The organism is Mesobaculum littorinae, from assembly GCF_004011175.1.
Lineage (GTDB): Bacteria > Pseudomonadota > Alphaproteobacteria > Rhodobacterales > Rhodobacteraceae > Tranquillimonas > Tranquillimonas littorinae.
In genome coordinates this window covers 168,950-187,373 of sequence record NZ_RQXX01000005.1, presented here as the reverse complement: position 1 = coordinate 187,373, position 18,424 = coordinate 168,950, and the positions used below count along the sequence as shown (strand labels likewise).

Here is an 18,424-nt window from a genome sequence, read left to right as displayed (position 1 = left end):
AAATCAATGGGGCCAGAGCCTAGATAGCCTTCGGTTTCAATATTATCTTTTGCTTTTCGACATCGTATCGATATTTATGTAGGCGTCCTTCTTTGATCAGTTGAGCTGCTTGACCGACATGCTCAGGCAGAATGTAAAACCATTCTTTAGGATGAACTTTCTTTCCGAATCGATCTGTAACGAAGAGTCTTCCGGGAAGTGCTGCCGCGAAGAAACGATGCAGTAGGCTCTCGACTTTACTACGGGATAGGTTTTGCAGCCTATAGGTGGCCACAATCTCCACCGGCGCCAGAAGAAACGTCGGATCGTTTTTGGCATCTGCGACTCGACGGCTAACGTCCTGACTGGTTACGCCGATCTTGTGTAAGATCATGCGTTGTCCTTTGATTTCGGGGTTCTCCGATCGGGAGCGGGCAACATAGATCGTGCCCGACAGTTCCAGTTGATCGCTTTCCCATTCGGGGTCAAGCGGCCCGAGGCCGACCTTCTGAACCGTGCGAGCCGTCTTGTCGTCATTTAGAGATTTACGGAATGATGACATGAGCGGGTCGCTCTCAGTTCCGTTTGAAAAGATGACACGGAGCCGATGGTCGCGCGTCCCGCCACGGGCAGTCATTTCCGACTTCTCAGCGATCATGGCCAGCAAGCCGTTCCTGATGAAGAAGTCCCCTTCGATCGGCTCGATCACCGACCATTTCCGTACCGGGCTGGCTTTGCGTTCACCTGCCTCCAGGCCGCGCTGGACGGTTTCGAAACGCTCTCGGAACTGCTCGAAATCCTGACATGGCACGACGTCGGCGCGATGATCCGGAATATGCCGTTCCGCGGATGGCGTGGTGTGCGTGAGGCTGACCAGTGACGCGTCAACATCAAGATCGTCTTCAGCGAAGATGGCATCCAGGCTATCGGGGATATCAGCGTCGATAGGGTCATCTTGCCATGAACGCGGCGTGGTGGCGGCGTTTTGGGTTAACAGATCCAACCGATCCATGGCCCGCATCTGATCTGTGGGCGTTGACTTGACGGTGTCCCAAATTGCGCCAAGGCGCATCTCGTCATGATCCATCGCGTCTGGATCAGGGAGGCGCGAATGGCGCTCATGGAATGCGGTAACTTCGAGCAAGGCTGCGACGCCACGATCCTGTGAAGGACCACCGCGCCCCGCGCGAGGTTTGACATCCAACAGGCCGAATTCGTCGTCTTCCGCGAAGATGTCTTCTAAGCTTGGGCGCGACATCACATAGCCCTCTCACGCAGGCGCTTCGCTTTTTCCGCCTTTAGCCAGGCAAGCGCCTCTGCCATGCGCTTTTCAAGCGGATTGGCGGAATGAACATTCGGCTCACGACCCTCCGCGGCCCGAAACGCTTTGATGCGCGGCCAGAGCGTTCTGGCCTCGTCGCCGGTCATGTTTACGCGCATAGCAACCATTGCCGACTGGACATGTGACAGCAGTTCAGAATTCAGCGATTTTGACGCCACCTCGAACCGCTCCTGGAAGGTATTTACGCTGTCTATCAGCTCGATGTCGATGTCCCGAACATTGATGAACTTCCGGACCATCTCCAGCAGCGTATTTGGTGCGCTGCCGGGCTCGCCCTCATCGTCGTCACCGCTCGGCCTCGGGGGCGTGCCGCTCAGGGGCGATTGCCCCTCGGCGAAACCGCGTTCGGCTTCCTTCCGCGCCAGCGTCAGGACGTTCATATGTGCCGCGAGGTGCTGGCGAACAGACTCCGCTTCCTCGGCACCCAGCGTCTCATACCGGTTTTCGATGATATCGGTCAGCACCATCTGCGTGGCCACCTCGGGGGCCGTGTCGGGCGCCAGCACACGCCGGTCCATCTCCTGGTAGGCCGTCGCCATAAGGTCGTTCATGTCCTTCTCGCAGATCTCGCGTGAGCGGTCCGTGGGCGGCTCGACCAATCCCTTGATGCCGATGGTGATATTGCCCTCGTCATCGGTGCCCATCGGCGCGCGCACGTCGCCATCTTCGCGGCGGTAGAATTTGAAGTTCGGGGCCAGCACCTGCTCCATCAGCAGGGATCCAGAGATCGCCTTGAGCATGTCGTTCACGGCATCGGTCACGACACCGGTTTCCACGCCGGGTTCGGCAACAAGGTTCGTGAACAGCGCTCTTGGCTTGCCGGGCGCATCGCGGGTCGCGCGCCCGATGATCTGCACGATCTCGGTCAGGGACGACCGATAGCCGATGGTCAGCGCATGCTCACACCAGACCCAGTCGAAGCCCTCCTTCGCCATCCCGAGCGCGATGACGATGTCGACCTTGGCCCGGTCGGCCACGTCGTCGCGCTTGCCATCCGGCCCCTTGATCTCGCGTGACAGCGCGGCCTTGACGATATCGCGGCCCGGCCCGTCATCCACAAGGTCCGCGACCTTCAGCAGCCCGCCATCGGGCTTGCGCACCTGGTCGAACCCAGTCTCGGGCTCGCGCCCCTCATGGGTTCCCAGCAGGTCGAGGATTCTGCCCACTTCGTTGAACTTGTCGTCGAACGCCTCGGACGATCCGCGATGCGGGATGTGGATGATCGTCTTCTGGTCAGAGTTAAGCACGCCCGGTAGCCCGTTGAGGTAATTGCCCTTGTAGAACTCGTAATTGATCCCGAGCGCCTTGAGCCAGGCATAGCCCTCCAGCTGCTCGTAATAGCTGTAGGTGATTTTGGTGAAGCGGTCTTCGTCCTCGGGGCGCAGCACCGGATCGGCATCGCCGCGGAAATAGCTGCCGGTCATTGCCATGACATGGCACTCGGCTCGATTGATCAGGCTGCGCAGGATCACCCCCAGCCGGTTGTTGTCCGAGGCCGACACATGGTGGAATTCGTCGATGGCGATGAAGCAGCTGTCGAAGGCCTCGATCCCCTTGGTCTTGATCACCTCGTCAAAGCCGAAGCGGATGGTTGCATGGGTGCAGACCAGCACCTTGGCATCGCACTCCATGAAGGTCTGGAACGCCTTCACCTTCTGCTTGTCGGCATCCTCGCCGGTCAGGCAGAGGTTCCAGCGGTCATTGACCTGCCAATCGGCCTCGAACCCATAGCTGGTCAGATCGGTCGAGCGGAACGAGCCGCCGATTGAGGTTTCGGGCACGCAGACGATCACCTTCTCCAGCCCCTGATGGCGAAGCTTGTCGAGCGCGACGAACATCAGTGCGCGGCTTTTTCCCGCCGCAGGCGGCGCCTTCAGCAGCAGGAACTGCGCGGCGCGGGCGGCATAGGTGCGGGCCTGCATCGGGCGCTGACCAAGGGCGTTCGTGGTCGCCTTGGAGGTGCCGTAGGTGACATTGACCATCTGAACCATGTGTCAGGCCCTCTTTTTCTTTGGCGCGGTCTCCAGCGATTTCACCTTGGCGGCATAGAGCTTGAAGAGCTTCTCTAACCGTTCGGTGTCATTGCGGAAGGGGCGGCCGATATACATGCTTTCCAAAAGCTCGTCGTTTTCCCGATGCACGGCGCGCAGGTCGTCGGGCATCTTGTCGGGGTCATAGAGCTCGGCAATCGTAGCCGGGTAATGGGAATAGCGCGTGCGCAGGATCTTGCGGGCCGAGGCCGAAAGCGCCTCCAGCTGGTCCTCGGTGAACTTCGGCACCGGGAAGGTGTTCCAGCCCAGGGTGTTGGAGTAGCGGAAGTCTGACTTCAGCTTGCCGCAGACGGTGGCGATCCAGACAAGGTGCAGACGCGAGGCGATCAGCGCGATGCACCATTCAGGGGCATCGTAGAGGACTTGGTTGAGATCTGAGGAGATGACATCTGCTCCGACGCGCTCGACAGGCAAGTATGGGCGGCGCTCGGAAGTTACCCTTGGCACCAGAATTGAGTGAGCCCCTGGCACAACTTTCACCTCATCAAACTGATGAGGAGTCGCAGCCTTTTTCACAGTGGCGGCCTTTGAGCTGCCGAGGCGGAAACTACGAACCTTTTCGATGCGCTCGGCAATCGGTGGGACGGATTTCGCAAGTGCCAAGTCGGCGTCTTCGATCCAAAGACACATTCTGACTTGCCCCCGAACCACCTCCTGAGATCCCATGTACTTTTTCAAAAACGTCTGCGAAGTTGCGTGTTCGGCAACCAGAGCGTCTGCTTCCTCGCAGCTCAATATCAGGTTTCCGCCATCCGTAGGCTGGTTTCCTCGCACCATTTCCGGAAGCCCGAATTTCCCAGAGGTCGAAGCGTTCACATATACTTCTGGGGCATTCACCAGATATGCATTGATATTATCGCAAACGCTTTCCAACTCGGCGTCAAATAGACGTTTCGGCGCGTTAGATTGATTGCGAATGCCGATGATCGAACAAATAACCGCAGCGTTCGATGATGCGTTGTTCTTCCATTTGAAATCCTTGTTGGCAAAGAAGATTTCAAGATCATCGCTCAAAATATGCGGCCATAACGTAGCCACCGCCTGACCTTGGCATATCGAGTTGGTGGACACCAACGCGGCTCGTGCTCCACGCTGCCTGATGAAGTGCGACGCCTTGAAAAACCATGCAGCAACGAAGTCAAAAGCTGCGTAACTTTTCACATGATCAGAAAAGACGTGCGCGAGGTCAGCTTTCTGTTCTTTCCTTTGGAAGCTGGAGCCAAGGAACGGCGGATTGCCAGCGATGAACACCTCATCGCCTTCACCGGGGGGCGGGCAGACCTCCTCCCAGTCGATGCGCAGCGAGTTCCCGGTGCGGATATGCGCTGCGTCCTTCAGCGGCAGCGCGGCGGGGCGGCGGCCAAATACCTCGGCAAAGCTGGCATTGGCTTGATACTCGGCGATGAACAGCGCCAGCTTGGCGGTCTCCGCAGCGAAATCCGCGATCTCGATGCCGTAGAAATGGCTGATCGGGATGGCCGAGAACATGGTCAGCGAGCCGGGGCCGTTCAGCTCTTCCAACCGCCGCAGGATGCGCGTCTCGCGAGCCCTGAGCTCACGATAGGACACAACAAGGAAGTTTCCCGATCCACAGGCCGGGTCGAACACGCGGATGCGCGACATCCGGTCCAGCACCTGTTGCAGCCCGCGGGCGCGGTCCCATGCCTTGTGGATCTCGGCATCGAGGTCATCAAGGAACAGCGGCCCGATCACCTTCATGATGTTCGGCACCGAGGTGTAGTGCATCCCCAGTTCCGAGCGCTGCTTCGGGTCCGCGACCGACTGGATCATCGAGCCGAAAATGTCGGGGTTGATCTCGCGCCAGTTCAGGTCGCAGGCCTCGCGCAGATAGCGGAAGGCCACGGCATCAAAGCGCGGCGCGTCGATGGTGCCCGCGAATAGCCCGCCGTTGACGTATTCCAGCTCGCCCGTCCAGGCGGGCAGCCCCTCGCGCTTGGCCTTCGGCCGGTTCATTGCCTGGAAGGCCGCGATGATGGTTTCGCGCGCTTCCTCGCCCTTGTTGCCGGCATGGGTGAAAAGCTGGCGCGAGAACTGGTTGTCGGGGAAGATGCCGACGTCCTCGGCGAACATGCAGAAGATCAGCCGCATCATCAGCTGGTTCATCTCGTGCCGCCGCTCGTCGCTGCCCCAGTCGGGGTTGGCCCTGGTCAGCGCGTCATATAGCCGGGCCAGCTTGCCGGTCGCCTTGACGTCGACGGGGTTTTCTTCGACCGCGCGATAACGTTCCTTGCCCGCAGCGGGCAGAAAAAAGCCGAAATTGTCGCCAAGCTCGGCGAACCGGCAATGGAGCGTATCGCCCGAGGCCGGATGCTCGGCCGAGATCATCTCGCCATCCGTCGCGATCAGGATCGCGGGTTTCGAGGTCTTGGTCTTCTTCGAACCGCGGAGCTGGTCCAAAGTGACATCGGTCATGCCATCCAGCGCAGGGGCGAAGTGGAACCTTTTGCCAAACAGCACGCCGCCGGGAAGATCGGACCTGTTGGTCGACCCGCTCCTCAGCTTGGCGATCGCTGACTTGGCGCCATCAGTCGCACTAGCGAAGGCGAAGGGGAATTCGGTTGCATCAAACGGTTCGGCAGCAATCTCTGCCAACTCGTCATAAATCTCAGTAGGGTTCATCAACTGCCTCGAGCACTCTACTTCCGGGGGTAGGGGAGGCCGAACTGTGAATCCACCAAAAACGCCTTGGCGTAAAAACTAAGCGTTAGCGAAGGCATATGATTGCACCCGGTTGGCGCTGGATGGCTGCTCTGCTTGACCTTGCGCGCTCTCAGGCGCCAGCCTTGGCAACGGGCTTCTGCCCGCGAGTAGCGGCGGGCTTGGCCAAGATCTCGTGGAACAGCTTGCCCGTGAGTGCCTCGGCCTGAAGGGTAACCTCGGCCGAGGCCCGGGCGTCCTCGCCCGCGTCGTGGTGGCGGAAACTTAGCCCGAGCGCGGTTTTCAGATGGGACAGCCCATGGCCGCCATTCCCCCGGAACTCCGGCCAGGCACGGCGCGCGACCAAGACACTGTCGTGCCATTGCAGGGGCCGGGGCGCACGTCCGCAATCTTCTGTCGCACACCGGATCGCTCGTCCGTCGAAGCTGCTGTGCTGCATCAGCGAATGCCGAGCAAGGAAGTCTTCGGCCAGGTCCAGGAACTCGGCAAAGGTGGTCTTGCCGTCCACATGGGCGGGCTCGATCCCATGGATGGAAATGTTCATGCGATCGAACTGGCACCGGGGGTCGATGAGCAGGGTCACCACGGTATCGACGCCGGCGTCGCCTACACATGCGAGGCCGATCTGGCAGATGCTGCCCGGATGGGAATTCGCCGTTTCGACATCGACCGCCACGAAGCGGTAGGTGTTCGCCAGGATTGCCTCAAGCTCTTCCAGCTCATTCGTCGGTGGGCGCCGGTGGAAGAGCCTCTTGAGCATGTCGGATCCTGTTCGCCTTGGAAATTCCCGAGAGTTTGCACACCGCCTGTGGCGAAAAGTCAATGTTCCAAAAACCCAAGGTTGTGCTCGCCGTGATTTTCACGGTGGCTTTCGGGTCTCGGCCGCAGCCGAAAGCCAACTTGCTTGGGACTGCTCAAAGAGGCCGTGTCAGACACACGACAGGCTAACTGCCGACCGAAAAATGGTTGGGAAAGGGGTGCTAACCCATTGAAAAGAAGCGGCGGCAAATCTTGGGATTGTGGCTCTTAACGCCCTGATCGCGCAGACCGCAACCCCGTCCTGCCGGGGTCGCTACCTGTGGCGGATAGTCTGGCGGTCCCCCCCCCCGAGGGCCGCGGTGGAACTCCTTTCTGTGCCCGTCAGGGGGGGGCGGAGGCGGGGGGCTCAGAACATGGTGTTGTCGTTTGCCGCCTCTTCGGGAACCGGCTGGACGACGTCCCAGTGCTCGACGATCAGGCCGTCCTCGACGCGGAAGATGTCGACGACCGCCGCGCCGCGGTCTTCAGGGCCGTTGGTCGAATGGACGTGCAGCCAGACCAAGTCGCCGTCGGCCGCACTGCGCACGATCTCGGCGCGCGCGTCGGGGTTGTCTGCGAAGACGTCGGTGAAGAACGACACCAGGGGCGTCCGGCCGTCCGGGACGGCGGGATTGTGCTGGATGTAGTCCTCGGCGATCACATCGGCGGCCTCGATCTCGTGCGCGTTGAAGAACCGGTCGTAGAATTCGACGACCAGCCTGCGGTTGGCCTCTTCGGCGGCGAGGTCGCGGTCGCTGTCCTGGGCAACCGCGCCCACGGGAAGCGCGGCGACGGCAAGTGTGGCAAGCGCGGGTTTGAAACGGATCATCAGGGGACCTCCCGGGGGTCAGTAGCCGACGGTGAAGCGGCGGCGCGAATGCCGGGGCGTCTCCAGCTCGTCCACCAGCGCGATGGCGTAATCCTCGTAGGAGATGCGCGACCCGGTCTCGCCGACCAGCAGCGTATCCTCGCCCAGCCGAAAGTCGCCCGTCCGTTCGCCGGGGACGAATTCGGCCGACGGCGACAGGAAGGTCCAGTCGAGGTCGTCCGCCGCCCGCAGCTTGTCGAGGAAAAGCGCGCCCGCCGTCGCCTCGGGCTTGTAGGCCTCGGGAAACTCGGGCTGGTCGATGACGCGCTTGCCCGGCGCGACCTCAAGGCTGCCGGCCCCGCCCACGACGAGGTAGCGCCCCACGCCCGAGCTCTGGACCGCGCCGATCAGGCGGTCCGGGTCGGTGGTCGAAAACGGCAGGGACGAAATGACGGCCTCGTGCCCCTCGAGTGCCTTTGCAAAGCTGTCGTCTGCAAGATCCGCGGCAGTCGGGGTGACGCCCGGCAAGGATGCGATGCGGCCAGGATCGCGCGCGATGGCGGTGACGGCATGGCCGCGATCCGACAGCTCTTTCAGCAGGCGCGATCCGACGTTCCCGGATGCGCCGACAAGGGCGACTTTCATGATGGTTGTCCTTCTCGCTTCCCATGGTATGTGAACAAGACCAGGTCTTTATTCTGCACCGAAACTTAGCCTTGCCGAGAGGACCTCGCAAGAAGTCACGCGCGGCGGACCAGGTCACCGCGGGGTGACCGGTCGACAGGAAGGGAAGGGCGCCCATGCCCAAGGATGAGTTCGTCTTCGATCAACCCTGTCCCATCCGGGATGTGCTGGACCGGATCGGTGATCAGTGGAGCATGCTCGTGCTCGTCACGCTGGCGGCGCGGACGATGCGGTTCAACGAGCTGATGCGCGAGATCGGCGATGTGTCAAAGCAGATGCTGTCGAAGACGCTCAAGCGGCTGGAACAGGACGGGTTCGTCGCGCGGACGGCCTACCCCGAGGTGCCGCCGCGGGTCGAATATGCGCTGACGGATCTCGGGCGGTCGTTCCTTGAGCCGCTCGGATCCCTGGTGCGGTGGGCCGACGACAACCACCGCGCCATCGCCGAGGCCCGCAAGCGAGAGGGATGAGGGCGCCCAGTGGGGGCGCCGCTCGCCGCTCGCCGCGGGGTGGCGGATGACGCCCGGCGGGGGCGGCGAACGTCAGGTGCGGCGCCCCCCATGTGGTGCATCAGGTCGGGAAGAAGGTCAGGTGCAGGATGTCGCCCGAGATGCCGGTCGTCATCGGTGCGATGACCACGTCCCCCAACTCGTCGCGATAGCCGAAGCCGCCGTTGCCGTAGTCGCCGAAGCCTTCCCATTCCATGACCGGGGCGCCAGCGCCGTCGGCCAGCTCTCCGCCCAGCCTGGAGGCCAGCGCCATCGGATCGGTCACGCCGGTCAGGATGATGCTGCACTTGTCGTCCGACATCTCGGCGCCGATCATCACCGAGGCGTTGGTGCCGTCCGGACCCGCGAAGCTGGAATAGGTGAACGCGCCTGACCCCCGGCTGCTTTGATCCTGAAATTGATCCGACGCTTCGAGAGAGGCGATGGACTGCGCCAGATCGCCCTCGGTCCCCAGGCAATAGGTCTGGAAATAGGCCAGCGCGTTCGCGTCGCGGTCCTGTGCCGCGGCGGCCGAGGTCACGGCGGTCATCAGGGCCGCGGCGAGCGGAAAGTGTTTCATGTCATATCCTATCGGTCGGTTTTAAAAAGGTGGAGGCCCAAAGCGGTTGGCGTGCGGATCCCCCCGCCGGGCCAAGAGCAGCAGGACCCCGATCCCGAACAGCAAAGCGATCGCGGGAAGACCGAGGGCGAGCGCGTCGATCCAGCCTGCGGCAGGGGCGGTTTCAGCCACCGCGGCCGGGACCGTGGCCGTCGGGGCCATGTCTGTCTGCGCCACGCCGGGCTGTCCCGGGGGCGTCGGCGGCGTCTTGGGTTCTGCGGCCATCTGCCGGACGAGGACGGCAAGCCCGAGGAAGGCCAGCAGGGCCGCGCCGGGCAGCAAAAGCCACCAGCCGCGTCGGTTCACGTCGTGCAGTCGGCGCCATCCGGCAGCCGTGACCGGCAGGACGAGGACGACGCACAGGAACACCGTCACGGGATGGCGCCGTGGCAGGCCCTCGGCGGGCACCGCGGGAAACAGCAGGTAATCCACTGCGCCCGCCGCGCAGAACGCCAGGATCGCGGCCAGGATCAGCCACCAGTAATGCGCGCGCGCCATCCGCCCGCGAAAGCGGGCATAAAGGCGCAGGCCGCGCGTCATCCCCCGCGCGCCCGTCATTCGGAGGACAATGGCACATCGGCCATCTCCATCACGTCGTCACGCCAGAGCTCGCGGAGGACGGGACGGCCTTCGCTGTAGAAGGTGGTGTAGCCGTCGCGCATGTCCCCGCTCCAGTCCTGCACCTCGCGCAGGGCTCCGTCGGGGCGCAGCAGGTAGCGCAGCCCGTGCCGGTCCCCATCGCGGTAATGGACGACCTCAAGCAGGTAGCCATCCCCGTCCAGCCGGTCCCAGCGACCGGTCCGCGCGCCGTCCTCGTAGGAGCCGCGCCAGACCTCGCGACCATAAGGCTCACGCTCGTGCCAGGGCCCGGCCTTGCGACCGGCGTCGTAGCGCCCCTTCTCCATGAGGCTGCCATCGCTCGCCCGGGTCTCGAAGGGCCCGTCCAGCGTTCCGTCGACAAAGGTTTCCAGGCTCTGCCGTTCGCCGTTCATGCCGATCCTGCGGCGCGCGCCGTTCAGCCGCCCCTGCTGGTCGTAAGTTTCAAGGATGGTCGTGCCGTAGCTTTCGACGCGCTGCCAGTCGCCCACGCGCTTGCCGTGGTCGTACCTGCCGCGGTCGAGCACCTCGCCCTTCCAGACACGGGTGTAGAGGCCGTGCTCTTCGTTATCGACGTAGCCGACGCGCGAGGTGATGCGATCGATCGGCTCGGTATGGACGTAGTCGCCCTGCAACTGGCCGTCGATGACCTCGGACCGGTCCAGAAGCTTGTCGTGCAGGTGGCGGGTCGTCAGGCGATAGCCGTCGGCCCGGGTATCGGTTTCGGTAAAATTGCCGACGTATTCGGTGATCTTCTCGCCGGTTCCGTGGCCTTCGATCGCGACGGGTTCGCGCAGATAGGTCAGCGTGCCGTCCGTCCAGCGCCGTTCGCGGACAAAGCTGCCGTCCTCGGTGAACTCGGTTTCGCGGATCAGGGCGCCGTCGCGCGACCAGCGGCGCGAAAGACCGACCGGCTGCCCGTCCGCGACATGCCGCTCGGCCCGCTTGTCGCCCGAGGGCCAGAACCGTGTCAGCGTACCGTCCGGGGTCCCAGTCGCGTTCAGCGGCGTGCGGGCCGACAGGCTGCCATCGGGGTGGAACCGCTCGATCATTCCCACGGGATGCCCGTCGCCGAGCCGCGGCGCGGTATTGCGGAGGCGGGCGTATAGCCGCCCCTGCGCGTCATGCACCTCGATGACATAGGCGCCATCGGTCCGGGTGTCCGGCGGGTCATAGGTATAGTCCCCCGCGGGGTCCGGCTGAAGATCGCCGTTCACGCTGGCCGCAAAGGCCGGAGACGCCAGCATGAGCGCGATGGCGGTTGCGGCACAACGCAGCATCACGGGGCCTCCTGCGGGACGGGAAGGTCCGGGAAGGTTACGGTATAGCTGCGCGTCACGGGGCCCGGCCGGCTGACGGCGCGCAGGATTTCGGCGGGCCTGCCCGCTACGTGCAGCGTGCCGTCGGGAAAGGTCGCGCGGCCCACGGTGTCCCGTAGCGACAGGTGCCGCCCGTCGGGCGCGGCCAGCGCCAGCGCATCGCCCGCGCCGTCGAGAAAGCGCACCTGCTGCCTGAGCGTGCCGATGGTCATGTCGGGCGACAGGTCCAGCGCGGCGGGGTCGACCAGCCAGGGGCGGTCGGCCTTGGGCTGCACGTCGGCGGCGGTCCATGCGATGGTGGCGTCGCAGGACAGGGTAACCTGCCGCGTGCCGAGCTCGTAGAAATGCGTGCGCGTGCCGTCCTGCGATCGCAGCCGCAGAAGGCGCACGCCGTCGGGGTCGCCGGGCTCCGGCGGGGTCTCGGCAAAGACCAGGCTTTGCGCGCCGTCGGTCGCCGTTCCCGCGGCCCTCGGCCCTGCTGGGGCCGCCTCCGCCCCAGCCCCAGCCCCAGCGGTCGCCTGTCCCTCGGCAGGTGGCGTCTCATCCATAGGCGGCGCGTCGGTCGCGCCTTGGGGGGCGATCCCGTCCAGGTGCGCCGTGCAGGCGGCGGCCTGCCGGGCCTCAAGGCGAAAGTAAAGCGCCGCGCTGTCCAACCCCTCGGGCGCCACCTCGGAGAGGGGGCGCGGGGGCGCGGTCCGGAACAGTTTTCGCGTGGCGGGGACGGTTCCGGGGTCGAGCCGTCGGCCACGTTCGGTCAGAAAGCGCATCCTGCGCGTCGCGGCGGGGGCGGTGGCGTGGCGGTTCACCCGCACCGTCACGCTGTCGGGCACCTCGTCCATCCGCAGCACCACCCGGATCGCGCTTTGGTCGGGCGAGGCGAGCCGCCGCGCCAGGCTTTCGGTCGGCGTCAGCCAGTCCGGACCGCGGTCGCCCGCATAGATCTTGCCCTGCGCCGCGACGCCCTCCGGCAGGCGCCAGCCGAAGGTGTCGCCCGGCTTGCCCGACAGCATCAGCTCGACCCCGTCCGCGGTCGGGATCATTCGGGCGGTGGCGCCATCGCGCGTCACCTCGCCATGGCCATCCCCGTCGGGCGTCAGCGTCATCAGGAACGGCGCGACCGGGTACCACGACACCTGCGCCCGCACATCCGTCGCCCGGGCGAAGTCGCGGCGGATGTCATTCATCACCGGGACGTCCAGGCGGGCGTCGGTCACCCAGGGTGCGTCCTGCTCCCACCCGGGATGGCTAAAGGGCACCTCGGTCAGCAGGGGGACGTCGAGGGCGCCGTCATCCCCAAAAAGACGCGGCGTTTCGATGGTGATCCGCCCGATATTGGCGCCCGACAGGTCGGCATGCTCAACGCGCAGGATGCGCCCGTCGCTCTGGTCCATCAGCTTGCCCGTGTCGCGGGGAAAGACCTCGTCTTCGGTGGGGAGCGGCAGGATCGGGGACATGACCCGCGACAGGTCCCGCCATTCCGGGGGGCGGGTGGACCCGTCGGCATGGACGCGGCCGGGATAATCGGCGGGCGCGATCGCCGTCGTCTCGCGCAGGCGAAAGGCGTCATCCTCCGGGGACGTCCGGATTTCCGTCGTGAAGACCGCGCGTTCGGTCCAGCCCTCGTCGCGATCCATGACGGCAACACCTGCCAGCCGCGCCAGCTCGTCGCCGCCCTCGTAGCGCAGAAAGACGCGATCCTCGGTAAGCTCCGTTACGGTGACCGAAACCGCAGGCGTGCCGGCAAATAACGGCAAGGTGGTGCGCCACCCTTCTTCAAGTTCGATCGGAGCGGGGACGAAAGAGGCGGCGAACTGCTGTTTCAGGCCCTGGAACACGCCGGCCGGCACCTCGGCATCGCCCGAGGCCGAGACATCCTCGATCCGGCCGGTCGCCGGGTCGATGGTCGCGTCGAAACCGGCCTCCATCGCCTGCCTCAAAGACCCGCGAATTCCGTCGGACGTGGTGAAGGTGTCGCCGCCGTTCAGGGCCTTCAGCCATAGCGGTCGCATCCGCAACGTCAGGTCGCCGCCGGTCCCGTCGGCATCCCCGTCGTCGCCGGGGAGGGCCCGCATTCGCGACAGGGTCGTCACCTGCTGCATGTCCCCATACGCGTCCGGATCGTCCGGGTCTCCGGGCCGGACAGAAGTCACCATGCGATATGTCCGCTCCGTCCCGTCGGCAGGCGAAAACGTCATGGTCTCGGCGCTTGCCATCGCGCCGCTCGCGGCAAGGATCAGGCCTAGGCCCAGGTGCTGGTAGGTCATTCACGTCTCCGGATTCGCGGCGCACGCTACCAGACGCGCTGCCGGATTGAACCGTCCCGTTCATTGTTGGGCAACAGTTTGCCGGCCTGCAACCCGATGACAGGACACGTCTTTTCGAGACCGGCTGCCGTGGGTTGGCTGCCTTAGCGGTCGACGTGGATCCTCTTGCGTTTGGAGGTCCGGTCGGCCGGCAGACCGTCGCGGAACCGCACCCGGGGAAGTGTCGCGCCGAACCGGTGCGCAAGGTCCCGCAGGTCCGCGTGCAGGCTGGCGGCTGAGGTTGGTCCGGGATGCTCAAGCCAGATCGTCAGGTCGTTTCCCGCCTGCACCACGCGGTAGTCGCCGACAGCCGCATCGAGGTTTGCTATCACGGTGCGCATCGCCTCGGCCGGGATCAGGCGGGGCCCGTCGGTGCCCGGCCACCACAGCATGTCGTCCTCTCGCCCCTCGATCCGGGCGATCCGCTGGCAGGCCGACCCGCAGGGGCAGGGCCTGTCGTCGGGGACGAGGACATCGTTCAGCCGGTAGTTCAGAAGCGGAAGGCTTTCGCGCGTGAAGTCATGGATCACCGGGCAGAACGCGCCGGTGTCCGGGTCGATCACGTCGCGGTCGATCCGCATCCATGCCTCGTTGAGGTGCAGGTGCCCGTGCGGGCAGGTAAAGGCCAGCACCCCCTCGGTCGCCTGATAGACCTCGTCCACCCGGCAGCCGAAGGCCCGCGCGGCCTGTGCATTATCGTCGGGCGACAGGGTTTCGGCGACCGAGATCACCCGCCGGGGCCTGAGCGTAATCGCCCCGGCCCGTTGCGCCGCGGCGAGAACGCCCAGAACCCCGGCGGGCGCGATCAGCACGGTCGGGTCAAGCTCGGCCAGCGCGCCCAGGTGGGTGTCGAGCCCGCGCGTGACGTCGAAGAATTCGAACCGCAGCAGCGGGTTGGCCAGCGTGCGATAGAGCGCGTTGTCGGCGCGCATGAAGAACGCCACTCGCTGCCGGCGCCACAGGTCGGGCCAGAAGCGGCCGCACATGATCGCGGCCCAAAGCCGCCGTTCGCGCGGGGTGGTCAGGAACAGGCCCCGCTGGCCCGACGTGCCGGTCGACAGCCCCACCCCCACCCGCCCGATCATGGGAGAGAAGTCGCGGCTGCGCTCGGCGTCCAGCGCGACGTCGAAGGCATGATCCCGGTCGATCCCGCAGGTGTTGATGGCAGAGAAGTTCTCCATCAGCCGCGCCTTGTCCATGCGAGGCAACGCTTCCAGCGGTGTCTGCGCGAGCGGGGCGTAGAAGGGCGAGCGGGGCATGACCTGCTCGCGGAACCGCGCGATGGCGCGGTGCTGGTGCGCCTCGATCGCGGCGCGCGACCGCAGGCCCCGTCCGTAGCGGGTGCGCAGGAAGGCGGTGACGCTCATCGAAGGACCTCGCGGCAGTGCGAGGGGACGAGGGTGATCTCGGGCCGGGCCCGCATCAGCGCCTGCAGCCGCGCGAAGGTGTCGCGGTAGGCCCGCGCGTCGCCCAGCCGGGACAGCACCGGTCGCGGCGGCAGGCGCCCGTCGCGCAGGGCGCTTCGGGAATAGGCGGCATCGGCGATCAGGAAGGTCCGGGCCGCGGGTAGCCACAGGCCCGTTTGCCCGACCCCGTGGCCGGGCAGGGGGATGGCGATGACCTCTCCGGTGCCCAGGATGTCGCGCCCGTCGGGGAACCCCGGAAGACCGGTGGCGAGCGCCGGTGCCTCCTCCAGTGGCTGCGGATCGCGGGCCAGCACGGCATCGCGCATCGGCAGCGGGCAGGCGGCCAGCGTCGCCCCCACCGCCGAGGTCAGCCCCCGCAGGTGCGCGATCGCGGCGCCCGAGGCGCGCACGGGGATGTCGCGCGGCAGGTCCATCAGCCCCGCCACGTGGTCGCCATGCATGTGGCTCAGCAGGATCAGGTCCGGGCGTCGCGGCAGTTGCGCGGCAAGACGCTCCTCCGCGCGCAGGGTCACCGGTGTGGCAAGACGGTAGGCGCGCGCCGGAAAGCGCCGCGTGGCGTCGAAGAAGGCAGGGCCGTAGCCGCAATCGAACAGGATCGTCAGGCTGTCGAGGTCGATCAGGGTCACCAGTGCGGGCAGGTCGACCCGCCCGCGGTCCGGCAGCCCCGCCGCGAAGGCGCGGACCCGGCAACTGCCGACGCTCAGGTGCGTCACGCGAAGCATTCGTCCAGCCCCTCCTTCAGCGTCACTTGCGGCACGTAGCCCAGGTCGCGCCGCGCCGCGCGGATGTCGAGCGTCAGGGACCGGCCAAGCGACACGACAGCCTGCCGGGTCAGCGCGGGCTCGCCCTTGCCGAACAGCAGCGCGGCGCGTTCGGACGCCCCGGCCAGCGCATAGGCCAGTCCGTAGGGCATCGGAACGCGCCGCGGATCGTAGCCGCCCCTGTCGCAGACCAGTGCCGCGAGATCGCGAAAGGCAAAGACCTCGCCTGAGGTCACGTTCCAGACCCGCCCGCCCGGCCCCGCCGCCGCCAGGCGCATCGCCCGGGCGGCGTCGCTGCGGTGCGTCAGGTCGATCTGCGCCCGCCCCCCGGCGATCAGGGGCAGGACCCCGCGTGCGAGCACCGCCCGCAGGCGCGGCAGCAGCGCGCGGTCGTGGCGGCCGTAGATCGCGCGGGGACGGATGGCGGTGCAGCGCAACGCGGGGCCGTCCTGCGCCAGCACCAGCGCCTCGGCCTGCCGCTTGGTCGAGGCATAGGGCGACAGCGCCCGGGCGGGCAGCGGTGCATCCTCGGACAACTGCGCCCGGTCGGTGCCGTCGGCATAAAGACTGGGCGTCGAGGCGAAGACGAAACGCGCGACCCCTGTGACGCGGGCGGCGTCCAGCAGCCTGCGGGTCGCGGTGACGTTAGCCTCGTGAAAGGCCTGCGGGCTGCCCCAGCCGCCGCTCATCGCGGCGCAGTGGAAGATGGCGTCGACCCCCTCGACCAGGGGCGCGAGGTCGTCGCGCTCAAGCCGCGCGGCCACGAAGCCGGGCAGGTCGACCGGCGTCCGCGCGGTGGTGCGCAGATCCCAGCCCTGCGCGGCAAGCTCGGGGATCAGCGCCCGGCCGAGGCAGCCGCTTGCCCCTGTGATCAGCGCCCTCATCAGAACCTCAGGACCGCGCCGCCAAGGGAGATCCCCGCCGAGGTGCCGACCAGAAGCGCGGTCTGCCCCCGCCGCAAGAGGCCCGAGCGCACGGCGTGGTCCAGCGCGGTCGGGATAGAGGCGGCGACCTGGTTGCCGGTCCGCGCGAAGATGTCGACCATCTGCTCGGCCCGCAACCGCAGCGCGCGGGTCGTGTGCTTCAGGGCCTGCGCGCTGGCCTGGTGCGGCACGATGCAGTCGATCTGCTGGGCGGCGATCCCGGCCCGCCGCAAAAGGCCCGCAAGGAACGGCGGCAGCCGTGTCGCGGCCACGCGGAACGCCAGCCCGCCGTCCATCTGGAAGGTGTCGTCGCCCGGCGCCGCACCGCGGGCGGGATTGACGCGCGTGCCCCCGGCCGCCAGCACGCAGGCGTCGCGGCCCTCGGAATAGGTTTCGAAACCATGCGCCAGGACGGCGCCGTCGCCCCGGCCCAGCACCACCGCCGCCGCGCCGTCGCCGAAGATCGCGGCCCCTTCCGGCCGCGACCAGTCCAGCCCGACCGAGGCGATGTCGGAGGAAAAGACCAGCACGCGGCGGGCGCGCCCGGTCTCCAGCCACATGCCCGCAACGTCGAGCGCCTGCAGGAAGCTCAGGCAGGTGGCGTTGATGTCGAATGCCGGAACGCCCGACTGCGCAAGGCCCAGGCGATCCTGCACCAGCACCGCGGTCGAGGGAATGGGCTGCTCCATCACGCCGCAGGCGCCGAGGATCAGGTCGATGTCGGACGGACCGCAGCCGGCCATCTCCATCGCCCGCTCGGCGGCGCGGGTGGCCATGTAGGACGTCGTCTCGTCGCTATCGGCCACGTGGCGGACGCCAAGACCGAACCGCTTGAGTGACAGCCCCGTGGGCCATCCCATCCGGGCGTCGATCTCGGCGGCGGTGACGGGCGTGCGGGGCAGGTAGCTGCCGGTGCCCTCGATTGTGGTCGACGTCGGAAACATCGCTTTGCCTCCAGTTACTGAACGGTGTTCATTAACATCGGCTCTTGCATCTGCCGCGTCAAGAGTGTTTTTGAACGGTGTCCATTAATTGTTTTGAGGACCGCCGATGGCCCGACCCAGGCAGTACGACCGCGACGATCTGAAAAAGCGGGTGATCCTGGCCGCGCGGGGCCTGTTGCAGGAGGGCGGCCCCCCCGCGCTGACGGCCCGCGCGCTGGCCGAGGCGGTGGGCGTGACCAGCGGCACGATCTACGCGCAGTTCGGCGGCCTTCGCGGTGTGACGCTCGCCGTCAACCAGGAGACATTCGCCGAGCTGCGCGCGATGATCGAGGCGCTTCCCGATGCCCCGCCCGAGACATGGTTGCACAATCTGGCCGAGGCCTACGTGGCTTTCATGCTGCAGCGGCAAGGCGTCTGGCAGGCGCTTTTCGCCGGGCCGCGCCGGGACGAGGCCGCGCCCGAGTGGTATCTGCGGACCATCCGCGCGCTTTTGGCCCGCATCGCCGAACCCCTGGGCCGGATCGCGCCTGACGAGGACGCGGCGCTGCGGGCGGAAGAGTTGTTTCTGGCCGTGCACGGCGTCGTCGCGCTGGCCGCCGCCGACCGGCTGGACATGATCACGGGGCGGCGCGCCGAAACGCTTGCCTGCGAGGCGGTCGCAACCATGATCCGGTCGATCTCGGCCGGTGGTCGATGACCTCC

16 protein-coding genes are annotated in these 18,424 nt (G+C 66.1%); 2 read left to right on the top strand and 14 right to left on the bottom strand.

Annotated features, from left to right (window positions below; genetic code table 11):
• Nucleotides 1–19 precede the first annotated feature (19 nt).
• The 6 genes from EKE94_RS15010 to EKE94_RS14985 all read right to left on the bottom strand — a co-directional run bounded on the left by EKE94_RS15010 (nucleotide 20) and on the right by EKE94_RS14985 (nucleotide 8,302).
• Complete coding sequence (locus EKE94_RS15010) at nucleotides 20–1,237, bottom strand: GIY-YIG nuclease family protein (RefSeq protein ID WP_127907443.1); 1,218 nt, start codon at nucleotides 1,235–1,237, stop codon at nucleotides 20–22.
• Nucleotides 1,237–3,243 (bottom strand): DEAD/DEAH box helicase, encoded by a 2,007-nt coding sequence (locus tag EKE94_RS15005; protein ID WP_235856051.1) that lies wholly within the window; start codon nucleotides 3,241–3,243, stop codon nucleotides 1,237–1,239. Before EKE94_RS15005 ends, EKE94_RS15010 begins: the two co-directional genes overlap by 1 nt.
• 72 nt (nucleotides 3,244–3,315) lie before the next feature.
• Nucleotides 3,316–6,012 carry a class I SAM-dependent DNA methyltransferase gene (locus tag EKE94_RS15000; protein WP_127907441.1) on the bottom strand — a complete coding sequence of 899 codons (2,697 nt, stop codon included), beginning with the start codon at nucleotides 6,010–6,012 and terminating at the stop codon, nucleotides 3,316–3,318.
• A gap of 151 nt (nucleotides 6,013–6,163) precedes the next feature.
• The gene (locus EKE94_RS14995; RefSeq protein WP_127907440.1) at nucleotides 6,164–6,811 is read right to left on the bottom strand and encodes an exonuclease domain-containing protein; all 648 of its coding nucleotides are present in this window, start codon (nucleotides 6,809–6,811) and stop codon (nucleotides 6,164–6,166) included.
• Nucleotides 6,812–7,216: 405 nt separating this feature from the next.
• Nucleotides 7,217–7,678, bottom strand: a complete 462-nt coding sequence (locus EKE94_RS14990) for a nuclear transport factor 2 family protein (protein WP_127907439.1) — start codon at nucleotides 7,676–7,678, stop codon at nucleotides 7,217–7,219.
• A gap of 18 nt (nucleotides 7,679–7,696) precedes the next feature.
• Complete coding sequence (locus EKE94_RS14985; RefSeq protein WP_127907438.1) at nucleotides 7,697–8,302, bottom strand: NAD(P)-dependent oxidoreductase; 606 nt, start codon at nucleotides 8,300–8,302, stop codon at nucleotides 7,697–7,699.
• Between the two features lie 155 nt (nucleotides 8,303–8,457).
• Between EKE94_RS14985 and EKE94_RS14980 the strand changes: the two genes are divergently transcribed.
• Nucleotides 8,458–8,811 carry a winged helix-turn-helix transcriptional regulator gene (locus EKE94_RS14980; RefSeq protein WP_127907437.1) on the top strand — a complete coding sequence of 118 codons (354 nt, stop codon included), beginning with the start codon at nucleotides 8,458–8,460 and terminating at the stop codon, nucleotides 8,809–8,811.
• Between the two features lie 100 nt (nucleotides 8,812–8,911).
• Here EKE94_RS14980 and EKE94_RS14975 read toward each other — a convergent pair whose 3' ends face one another.
• The 8 genes from EKE94_RS14975 to EKE94_RS14940 form a co-directional block, all read right to left on the bottom strand.
• Nucleotides 8,912–9,409: a hypothetical protein gene (locus tag EKE94_RS14975; protein WP_127907436.1), complete on the bottom strand. Its 498-nt coding sequence runs from the start codon at nucleotides 9,407–9,409 to the stop codon at nucleotides 8,912–8,914.
• Nucleotides 9,410–9,430: 21 nt separating this feature from the next.
• A complete protein-coding gene (locus EKE94_RS14970; protein WP_164870972.1) occupies nucleotides 9,431–9,988 on the bottom strand; it encodes a DUF805 domain-containing protein in 558 nt (185 codons plus the stop codon).
• Nucleotides 9,989–10,002: 14 nt separating this feature from the next.
• Nucleotides 10,003–11,325, bottom strand: a complete 1,323-nt coding sequence (locus EKE94_RS14965; protein WP_127907434.1) for a toxin-antitoxin system YwqK family antitoxin — start codon at nucleotides 11,323–11,325, stop codon at nucleotides 10,003–10,005.
• Nucleotides 11,325–13,628, bottom strand: a complete 2,304-nt coding sequence (locus EKE94_RS14960) for a hypothetical protein (RefSeq protein WP_127907433.1) — start codon at nucleotides 13,626–13,628, stop codon at nucleotides 11,325–11,327. Before EKE94_RS14960 ends, EKE94_RS14965 begins: the two co-directional genes overlap by 1 nt.
• Nucleotides 13,629–13,771: 143 nt before the next feature.
• Nucleotides 13,772–15,034, bottom strand: coding sequence for a F390 synthetase-related protein (locus EKE94_RS14955; RefSeq protein WP_127907432.1), 1,263 nt, complete (start codon nucleotides 15,032–15,034; stop codon nucleotides 13,772–13,774).
• Nucleotides 15,031–15,816, bottom strand: a complete 786-nt coding sequence (locus EKE94_RS14950; protein ID WP_127907431.1) for an MBL fold metallo-hydrolase — start codon at nucleotides 15,814–15,816, stop codon at nucleotides 15,031–15,033. The genes EKE94_RS14955 and EKE94_RS14950 overlap by 4 nt, the downstream gene beginning before the upstream one ends.
• Nucleotides 15,804–16,739, bottom strand: coding sequence for an NAD-dependent epimerase/dehydratase family protein (locus EKE94_RS14945; protein ID WP_127907430.1), 936 nt, complete (start codon nucleotides 16,737–16,739; stop codon nucleotides 15,804–15,806). Before EKE94_RS14945 ends, EKE94_RS14950 begins: the two co-directional genes overlap by 13 nt.
• A complete protein-coding gene (locus EKE94_RS14940) occupies nucleotides 16,739–17,722 on the bottom strand; it encodes a 3-oxoacyl-[acyl-carrier-protein] synthase III C-terminal domain-containing protein (protein WP_127907429.1) in 984 nt (327 codons plus the stop codon). Before EKE94_RS14940 ends, EKE94_RS14945 begins: the two co-directional genes overlap by 1 nt.
• Before the next feature lie 106 nt (nucleotides 17,723–17,828).
• Here EKE94_RS14940 and EKE94_RS14935 point away from each other — a divergent pair, with 106 nt between their 5' ends.
• On the top strand, nucleotides 17,829–18,419 hold the full coding sequence (locus tag EKE94_RS14935) for a TetR/AcrR family transcriptional regulator (protein WP_127907428.1): 591 nt from the start codon (nucleotides 17,829–17,831) through the stop codon (nucleotides 18,417–18,419).
• Nucleotides 18,420–18,424 lie beyond the last annotated feature (5 nt).

Coding starts and splice junctions, on each gene's coding strand:
- EKE94_RS14955 (WP_127907432.1), bottom strand. CDS start 15,034: ATGAGCGTCACCGCCTTCCTGCGCACCCGCTACGGACGGGGCCTGCGG.
- EKE94_RS14950 (WP_127907431.1), bottom strand. CDS start 15,816: ATGCTTCGCGTGACGCACCTGAGCGTCGGCAGTTGCCGGGTCCGCGCC.
- EKE94_RS14970 (WP_164870972.1), bottom strand. CDS start 9,988: ATGACGCGCGGCCTGCGCCTTTATGCCCGCTTTCGCGGGCGGATGGCG.
- EKE94_RS14975 (WP_127907436.1), bottom strand. CDS start 9,409: ATGAAACACTTTCCGCTCGCCGCGGCCCTGATGACCGCCGTGACCTCG.
- EKE94_RS14995 (WP_127907440.1), bottom strand. CDS start 6,811: ATGCTCAAGAGGCTCTTCCACCGGCGCCCACCGACGAATGAGCTGGAA.
- EKE94_RS14945 (WP_127907430.1), bottom strand. CDS start 16,739: ATGAGGGCGCTGATCACAGGGGCAAGCGGCTGCCTCGGCCGGGCGCTG.
- EKE94_RS15000 (WP_127907441.1), bottom strand. CDS start 6,012: ATGAACCCTACTGAGATTTATGACGAGTTGGCAGAGATTGCTGCCGAA.
- EKE94_RS14965 (WP_127907434.1), bottom strand. CDS start 11,325: ATGCTGCGTTGTGCCGCAACCGCCATCGCGCTCATGCTGGCGTCTCCG.
- EKE94_RS15010 (WP_127907443.1), bottom strand. CDS start 1,237: ATGTCGCGCCCAAGCTTAGAAGACATCTTCGCGGAAGACGACGAATTC.
- EKE94_RS14980 (WP_127907437.1), top strand. CDS start 8,458: ATGCCCAAGGATGAGTTCGTCTTCGATCAACCCTGTCCCATCCGGGAT.
- EKE94_RS14935 (WP_127907428.1), top strand. CDS start 17,829: ATGGCCCGACCCAGGCAGTACGACCGCGACGATCTGAAAAAGCGGGTG.
- EKE94_RS14960 (WP_127907433.1), bottom strand. CDS start 13,628: ATGACCTACCAGCACCTGGGCCTAGGCCTGATCCTTGCCGCGAGCGGC.
- EKE94_RS14940 (WP_127907429.1), bottom strand. CDS start 17,722: ATGTTTCCGACGTCGACCACAATCGAGGGCACCGGCAGCTACCTGCCC.
- EKE94_RS15005 (WP_235856051.1), bottom strand. CDS start 3,243: ATGCAGGCCCGCACCTATGCCGCCCGCGCCGCGCAGTTCCTGCTGCTG.
- EKE94_RS14985 (WP_127907438.1), bottom strand. CDS start 8,302: ATGAAAGTCGCCCTTGTCGGCGCATCCGGGAACGTCGGATCGCGCCTG.
- EKE94_RS14990 (WP_127907439.1), bottom strand. CDS start 7,678: ATGATCCGTTTCAAACCCGCGCTTGCCACACTTGCCGTCGCCGCGCTT.